Source organism: Paracidovorax wautersii, assembly GCF_900113035.1.
Lineage (GTDB): Bacteria > Pseudomonadota > Gammaproteobacteria > Burkholderiales > Burkholderiaceae_C > Paracidovorax > Paracidovorax wautersii.
Genome location: NZ_FONX01000008.1, coordinates 209,719 through 217,420, shown reverse-complemented (window position 1 = coordinate 217,420; position 7,702 = coordinate 209,719). Strand labels below are relative to the sequence as shown.

The window sequence follows — 7,702 nt, the reverse complement described above, 5'->3', positions numbered from 1 at the left end:
GACGGACCGCAAAGGAGCCTTGCAGGCGCTGCAGCGCTGCCGACCTGCGCTGGGCAGGGTGCGAAGCCTGCTGTGCGACAGCGGCTACGTGGGCAAGCCGTTCGCCCTGGGCGTGCAAGAGATCCTGGGCGAGCACGTCACCGTTCAGATCGCCAAGCGAAGCGAGTTGCACGCGTTCAAGGTGATGCCTCAGCGCTGGGTGGTGGAGCGCAGCTTTGCCTGGTTGGACAAGAACAGGCGTTTATGGAAGAACTGCGAGAGGTCGCTCAACACCAGCTTGCAGTTCGTCCACTTGGCATTCTTGGCTTTGCTGTGTCGAAGATCGTAAACAGGTTCTTAGAGCCTGAAGCGGAGGTCGGCGCCGAGCCTCTTCCTGCAGGCAATCGGCAAGGGCTGCACGGCGTCGGGAGAACGTCGAGTGCTCCCAGGGGGCTCCGCCGGCAGCGCCCTGCAGAAATCTTTCGGCGCCGATAGTATGTAACCAGTTGAATTACAAAAAATCAATTGGAAACAAAATGACGGACCCGGTCTCTTCCCCTTCTGACGCGATGCTCGTCGCCCTGGCCCGAGGACTCCTGGATGCCCAGCCTTGCCTTGAGCTGGACGGGCGGGGCCAGATCATCTCGGCCAACGCGGCCTTTCTCTCGATCAGCCAGCATCAGGCGGACGAGGTGCTGGGGCATCACTACCGACAGTGCTTTCCCCGGGCAGCCGACTGGCTCGACGCGTGCCTGGCCACCGGCGAGGCACCGCCACAGCGGGTGACGGGACGGCACTTCGGCAGCTGGAAGCGTGATTGCGTCACGCGCACGCAAGTCCACCTGCTGCGCGACGAGGAGGGCGCACTGGCGCGGGTAGTGCTGCTCGTCGAAGACGTGTCGGAGCACCGCGCCGCGATGCGGGAATACGAAGGCCACATGGATGCCATCGACCGCTCGATGGCGGTCATCGAGTTCGACCTCAAGGGCCATGTGCTCAAGGCCAACCAGAATTTCCTGGACACCTTCGGCTACGCCGCTGAGGAGATCGCAGGCGTGCATCACCGCATCTTTTGCGACGCGGCCCATGCGCGCAGCCCGGACTACCGCGAATTCTGGGAGCGGCTGGCCGCCGGTGAATTCCAGCGCGGCGAGTACCGCCGCATCAGCAAGACGGGCCGCAACGTGTGGATCCAGGCCTCCTACACCCCGGTGCTGGACGAAGACGGCCGCCCGGTGAAGGTGGTCAAGTACGCCACCGACATCACCGAAGCCAAGCTGCAGACCACGGAGAACGCTGGCCGCGTGCAGGCGATCGACCGATCCACGGCCGTGGTGGAGTTCTCGCTCGACGGCATCGTGCTGGGAGCCAACCAGCTCTTTCTCGACGCCATGGGCTACACGCTGGACCAGATCCAGGGCCGGCACCACCGCATCTTCTGTACGCCCGAATACGCCGCAAGCCCCGCCTACCGCGACTTCTGGCGCAAGCTGGGCGACGGCGAATTCGAGTCCGCCGTGTACAGACGCGTCGCCAACGGCGGACGTGAAATCTGGCTTCAGGCCTCGTATAACCCCATCTTCGACGGCGAGGGCCGCCAGGTGAAGGTCATCAAGTACGCCACCGACATCACCGAGGCCAAGACCCGCAATGCCGAATACGAGGGCAAGGTCACCGCCATGTCGCGCGCCCAGGCGGTGATCGAGTTCGATCTGGAAGGCAATGTGCTGCATGCCAATGCCAACTTCCTCGATGCGCTGGGCTACACCCTGCGCGAAGTGGTCGGACAGCACCACAAGATGTTCTGCGAGCCCGAGTTCGTGCGGTCCTCCGAATACCGCGACTTCTGGGCGCGCCTGAGCCGCGGCGAGTTCTACTCGGGCCTCTACAAGCGCATCAGCAAGCACGGCTACCCGGTCTGGATCCAGGCGACCTACAACCCCATCATCGGCCCCAACGGCGAACCGGTGAAGATCATCAAATACTCCATCGACGTGAGCGAGCAGGTCGAGCGCGAGCAGCTCGTGCGAAGCCGCGTGCTGGCCATGAACGGCTCCATCCAGCAGCTGACCGAGACCATCGGCGAGATCGCGCGCACGACGCGCCAATCCACCGAGCTGGCGGCGGAGACGCAGTCCGAGGCCCGGCGCGGCAGCCAGACCCTGCTGCGCTCGCTGGACGCCACCCAGGCCATCCAGGAATCGTCCGACGACATCCGTGCCATCGTTCAGGTGATCGGCGATATCGCCAACCAGACCAACCTGCTGGCCTTCAACGCCGCCATCGAGGCCGCCCGGGCGGGCGAGCACGGGCTGGGCTTTTCCGTGGTGGCCGACGAGGTGCGCAAGCTGGCCGAGAAGTCGTCCCAGGCCACGCGCGAGATCACCAAGCTGATCGCCGAATCGGTGGCGCGGGTGCGCCAGGGCGGCGAAATCTCTTCGCAGGCGGCCGAGAACTTCGAGCGCATCGTGCAAGGCGTGGAGCGGACCACGACGTCCATCGCCGGCATCCTCGCCGCCACCGAGGCGCAGACGGTCGCCACGGGCAACGTCGCGGCGCTGCTGGACGAGCTGACACACGTCTCCTCGCGCGGCCACGCCGCCGCCGCCTCTGGCGCCACGGCCGGCAGCGCCCGGCCCGTGCGCGCATGAGTGCCGACGGGGCGGCCCTGCATTACGGCATCGTCCGCACCGCCGGGCAGGACATCGCGATAGCCGCCCGTGAACTGATCGAGGCGGTGGACATCCCCGAACCGCTGCTGCCGCTGCCCGAGCCTTCGCCGCTGATGGCCGGCATGTTCCTGCTGCGGGGCCAGCTGGTTCCCGTGCTGGACCTGCGCCGCCTGATGGCGCCGGCCGAGGCCGCGCCCGTGCTGCCGCGCGAGGACTGCGCCGCCGAGGCCGCGCCGCGGGCGGCCCGGCAGGTCGCGGTGGTCGCGCACGGCGGGCAGCGCCTGGGCATCGGTGTGGACGCCATCGCCGGCGTGCTGCGCGTTGCGCCTTCCGCCGTCACCCTGATGGGGGGCGTGCCGGGTGGCCTCTTTGATCGCTGGCTGGTCACGGACGGGCCGGATGCGCGCGCGCTGCCCGTGCTGCAGGTGGCGGCCTTGCTGGAGCGCACGCCGGGCGTGGTGCCGGTCCGCGAGCGCTCCGCCGCAGGTGGGCCGGATGCCGGTGCGTCGCGGCCTGCGGCGGCGCTGCGCCGGCACACGTTGGCGGGGCTGGGCACGCAGGTGCTGGCCTTCGACTTCGCCGATGTGCCCGACGTGCAGCCCATGCCGCCCTTGCGTTCCTTCTTCGCCGTCGGCGGTGCGCTGCGTGGCTTGGTGGCCTGGCGCGGCAAGGATGTGCCCGTCGTCGATCTGCAGAGGCTGCTGGGCTTGCCGGGCAGCGCGCCCGCATCAGGCCGCCCCTTGCTGATGCTGCTGCAGCACGGCGAGCGTCGCATCGGCGTGGAGGTCGATGCCCTGCTGGGCATGGAAATGGTGGCGGCCGACGCCATCGTGCCGCTGGGCGCCGGTGCCATCCTGCAGCCCGAGTGCTACGCGGGCGCCCTGCGCACGGCCGAGCATGGCATGGCCGCCGTGCTGCGCGTGCAGGCGCTGCTGGCGCACCCCCTCGTCGCCGGCTTTCTGGAGACGCATCCCGGTGCCGCAAGCCAGGCACCGGCGCAGTCGCCCTCGCACGCGGCGGCCGGCGGGCGCACCACGTTCCTCGTCTATCGGGCCGGTGGCGGCTGTGCGACGCCGCTCGTGGATATCGAGGAAATCCTGGACTACCCCGCGCCCGCCGTGCGCATCGATGCGGCGGGAGACGGCATGTGCGGCCTGGTCGAGCGCAAGGGCCGGCCGCTGGAAGTCTTCGATCTGCGCACCCTGCTGGGCAGCCCTGCGGTGGACATCTCGCCGCAGTCGCGCGTGCTCGTGGTGCGCCAGGGCGAGCGCCTGCGCGGTTTTCTGGTGGATAGCCTTGTGTCGCTCGTCGCGGCCGACGCCGCCGAGCAGCTGGGGTGCGAGCCTGCCGGTGGCGCCATGCGTTCCGGCAGCGGCCTGGGGCGCATGCTGGCGGTCGGCCAGGGGGCAGATTCCATGACCTGCCGGCAGGTGGACCTGCTCCGCTTCATGGGGCCGGCCCTGGCGCAGCGCGGACGGGAATAGCCGGCGTGCCCGGCTCTCGGAACAGGTCCCTCGCTCAGGTCCCCATCACCACCGGCCCGCCCTTGTCCAGCGCCCGCTGGTAGGCCGGCCGGGCGCGGATGCGGTCGCGGTAGGCGCTCAGGTGCGGGTGGCGCTCGGCGCCTTCGGCGCGCGAGAGCGCGGCTTCCACCGGAAAGCTCATCTGGAAGTCCGCCAGGCTCAGCGCATCGCCCGCGAACCAGGTGTGGCGCGAGAGGTGCTCGTCCATGAAGGCCAGCGCGGTCGCGAGGTTGGGGTCCACCAGCTTCTGCTGCGCCTGGCCGCAGACGGCCCGCGCCACGGGCCGCACGAAGAAGGGCATGGGCTGGGTGGGCAGCGTCTTGAAGACCAGCTTCATCACCAGCCAGTTCATGAGCGAACCCTCGGCGTAGTGCATCCAGAAGCGGTTCTGGCGGTGCGCCGGCGTGCCGCGCGCGGGTTCCAGCTGGGCGAGGTCGGGCGGTGCCTGGTCGCCGAAGCGCTCGGCCAGGTATTCGAGGATGGCGCCGGACTCGGCGATCACCTCGTCGCCGTCGGTGATGACCGGCGACTTGCCCAGCGGGTGGATGCGCTTGAGCTCGGGCGGCGCCAGCCGGGTGCGCGGGTCGCGCGCATAGCGCTTGAGCGCGTAGGGCACGCCCAGCTCCTCCAGCAGCCAGAGGACGCGCTGCGAGCGCGAGGTTTCGAGGTGGTGAACGGTCAGCATGCCCGCATCGTAGGCGCTGCACCGGTTCCCGTCATGTCGGACGGGCGGCGCTCGTCCAGTCCGTCTCCGCGAGGCTGCCGGGCCGGTCCAGGGCGCGGAAGACCACGCAGTCGCGCCCGGCGGCCTGCGCCTGGGCCCGCAGCCGGTCCGCGTCGCGCAGCATGGGGCGGATCAGGGTGTCGGACGTGCCATCGGCGGGCACCGCCACGTCGGCGTAGAAGGCGGCGCCGATGCTGATCGTCACGGCCAGCGGCTGCCCGTCGGCGAGGGTGACGGACAGGGTGCGGGTCGCGGCGCACAGGCGGTCGGCGGCGGCCAGGACCTCCGAGTCGGTGGCGCCGGGCAGCAGCAGGACGAACTTCTCGCCGCCCAGCGGCGCCAGGGGTTCGTCCGTGCGCAGCAGCGGCGCGATGCCCTCGGCGAAGGCGGCGCGCACGCGCTCGCCCGCGTCGCGGCCATGGCGCGCGACCACGGGCTGCAGGGAGTCCAGGCCGAGCATCAGCAGGCCGACCGGGCGGCGCTGGCCTTCGGAGAGCGTGAGCTCGAGCCAGTGCCGCGCGCGCTGCACGAAGGGGCTTTGCGCCAGGAAGGCGGCCAGATCGTCGTCGCCGGCCTGGGCCCGGTCCAGCTGCAGCAGCATCCCGTCGCGGGACGCCATGGCGCTCGCGACGGCCAGCGGGCCCAGCGACAGCATGGCGATGCCCAGGCGCAGCGACAGGATCATCTGCCACTGGTCGGGGCTGAACGCCAGCGCGGTCACGGCGGCCAGTTCCACGGTCTTCCAGAGGCAGACGGCCAGGCAGAGCAGGCAGGTGACGAAGCGGCTGTAGGTGACGGCGCACCACAGCAGGGCCGGCACGACCATCGCCACGGACCAGGGCCCGCCGACGACGGGCACCAGGATCTCGGCGCCCAGCACCGCGAGCAGCGGGCCCACCTGCTTCCAGGTGGGGGCCGCCGGGTGCCGCGTGGCGAAGACCGTTCCCAGCCGGCCGCGCCGGGGCGCGGTGAGCATCACGGGCAGGATGAGGATGTAGTTCAGCAGCTCGGAAGAGAACCACATGGACAGGCTGGGCAGCCAGGGCGTGCCGAAGACGGCAGGGCCGGCGCCCCCGCCCACCAGCGCCGCCACGCCCGATGCGGCTGCGGAGATGCCGAGCAGGTGCAGCGCCGAGAGCTGGCAGCGCAGCTGCCGTACGGGCGTCGCGAGCCGGCGCAGCAGCAGCGTGGCCATGAGCACGCCGGCCAGGTTGGCGCCGGTGAGCCAGGTGGCGAGGGTCCAGGCTGATCCGTTGATCAGGTCCGCCGCCACGTACCCGGCGAACGCGCCGGCCCAGACGGCCGGCCGCCGCACGAGGCGCAGGCGCACCAGCACGCCGACCAGCAGGGCGTTGGCCGGCCAGAAGCACGAGAAGAAGCCGGTGGGCCGCATCGCGATGCCGGCCAGGCAGGCCAGCAGCACGCCCAGCGCGACCAGCAGGGGCATGCGCACCGCCTGCGCCCAGGCCCGGGGGCTCGCAGGCAGCGGCTGCCCGCCGGCCGTGCTGCCGGGCAGGGGGGAGGGGGTGGCTGCGCGCATGGGGTGGTGGCCTGGGGGGTCAGACGCCGCGCGCGCGGTCGGCCGCGAACTGCTGGCGGAACTGCGCGAAACTGCCGGCGTCCAGCGCCTCGCGGATCTCGCGCATCAGGTTCAGGTAGTAGTGCAGGTTGTGGATGGTGGTGAGCATGGGGCCCAGCATCTCGCCGCAACGGTCCAGGTGGTGCAGGTAGGCGCGGCTGAAGCCGCCGCGGCCGCCGTCGGCCCAGGCCACGCCGTCCTTGCCGGCGCAGGCGTGGCAGGTGCAGGTGGGGTCCAGCGGCTGGTGGTCGGTCTTGTGGCGCGCGTTGCGCAGCTTCAGGTCGCCGTAGCGCGTGAAGATGGTGCCGTTGCGCGCGTTGCGCGTGGGCATCACGCAGTCGAACATGTCCACGCCGTCGGCCACGCCCTGCACCAGGTCCTCGGGCGTGCCCACGCCCATCAGGTAGCGCGGCTTGTTCGCGGGCAGCCGGTGGGGCGTGTGCGCCATGATCTCCAGCATCTCGTCCTTGGGCTCGCCCACCGAGACGCCGCCCACCGCATAGCCGGGAAAGTCCATCTCGACCAACGCCTGCAGCGACTCTTCGCGCAGGTGGGGGAACATGCCGCCCTGCACGATGCCGAAGAGCGCGTTGGGGTTGCCCAGGCGCTCGAATTCGTTCTTGGAGCGCACCGCCCAGCGGCGGCTCATCTCCATGGACTTGCGCGCCTCGGCCTCGGTGGTCTTGCGGCCCTGGGTCTCGTAGGGCGTGCATTCGTCCAGCTGCATCACGATGTCGGAATTGAGCGTGGTCTGGATCTGCATGCTCACCTCGGGCGACATGAAGAGCTTGTCGCCGTTGACGGGGCTGGCGAAGGTGACGCCTTCCTCGGTGATCTTGCGCATGGCGCCGAGGCTCCAGACCTGGAAGCCGCCGGAGTCGGTCAGGATGGGCTTGTTCCACTGCTCGAAACCGTGCAGGCCGCCGAAGCTCTGCATCACGTCCAGCCCCGGCCGCATCCACAGGTGGAAGGTGTTGCCCAGGATGATCTGCGCGCCCATGTCGTGCAGGCTCTGCGGCATGACGCCCTTGACGGTGCCGTAGGTGCCCACGGGCATGAAGATGGGCGTCTGCACCACGCCGTGGTTGAGGGTGAGGGTGCCGCGCCGCGCGTGGCTTGTGGGGTCGGTCTTGAGAAGGTCGAACTGAAGCATGGGCGGGATTGTCCCAGACGGCGCGGGGGCAGAGGGGCGTGGGGCCAGGCTCTACACTGGATCGACGCATTT

The 7,702-nt window shown here is 70.2% G+C and carries 6 protein-coding genes; 3 read left to right on the top strand and 3 right to left on the bottom strand.

Annotated elements, in window-relative coordinates; translation table 11 throughout:
- The 3 genes from BM070_RS13885 to BM070_RS13875 all read left to right on the top strand — a co-directional run.
- Positions 1-328 (top strand): transposase (locus BM070_RS13885; protein ID WP_139222768.1); only part of this gene is annotated, 328 nt, incomplete at its 5' end.
- Positions 329-548: 220 nt separating this feature from the next.
- Positions 549-2,630, top strand: coding sequence for a methyl-accepting chemotaxis protein (locus BM070_RS13880; protein ID WP_245785223.1), 2,082 nt, complete (start codon positions 549-551; stop codon positions 2,628-2,630).
- Positions 2,627-4,135 (top strand): chemotaxis protein CheW, encoded by a 1,509-nt coding sequence (locus BM070_RS13875; RefSeq protein WP_092939991.1) that lies wholly within the window; start codon positions 2,627-2,629, stop codon positions 4,133-4,135. Before BM070_RS13880 ends, BM070_RS13875 begins: the two co-directional genes overlap by 4 nt.
- 34 nt (positions 4,136-4,169) lie before the next feature.
- On the opposite strand, the gene BM070_RS13870 is transcribed toward BM070_RS13875, so the two are convergent.
- The 3 genes from BM070_RS13870 to tgt are packed head-to-tail and all read right to left on the bottom strand — an operon-like array spanning position 4,170 to position 7,630.
- Positions 4,170-4,859: a glutathione S-transferase family protein gene (locus tag BM070_RS13870; protein ID WP_092939990.1), complete on the bottom strand. Its 690-nt coding sequence runs from the start codon at positions 4,857-4,859 to the stop codon at positions 4,170-4,172.
- 31 nt (positions 4,860-4,890) lie between these two features.
- Positions 4,891-6,438 (bottom strand): GGDEF domain-containing protein, encoded by a 1,548-nt coding sequence (locus BM070_RS13865; RefSeq protein WP_092939989.1) that lies wholly within the window; start codon positions 6,436-6,438, stop codon positions 4,891-4,893.
- Between the two features lie 19 nt (positions 6,439-6,457).
- Complete coding sequence (gene tgt, locus BM070_RS13860; protein ID WP_092939988.1) at positions 6,458-7,630, bottom strand: tRNA guanosine(34) transglycosylase Tgt; 1,173 nt, start codon at positions 7,628-7,630, stop codon at positions 6,458-6,460.
- Positions 7,631-7,702 lie beyond the last annotated feature (72 nt).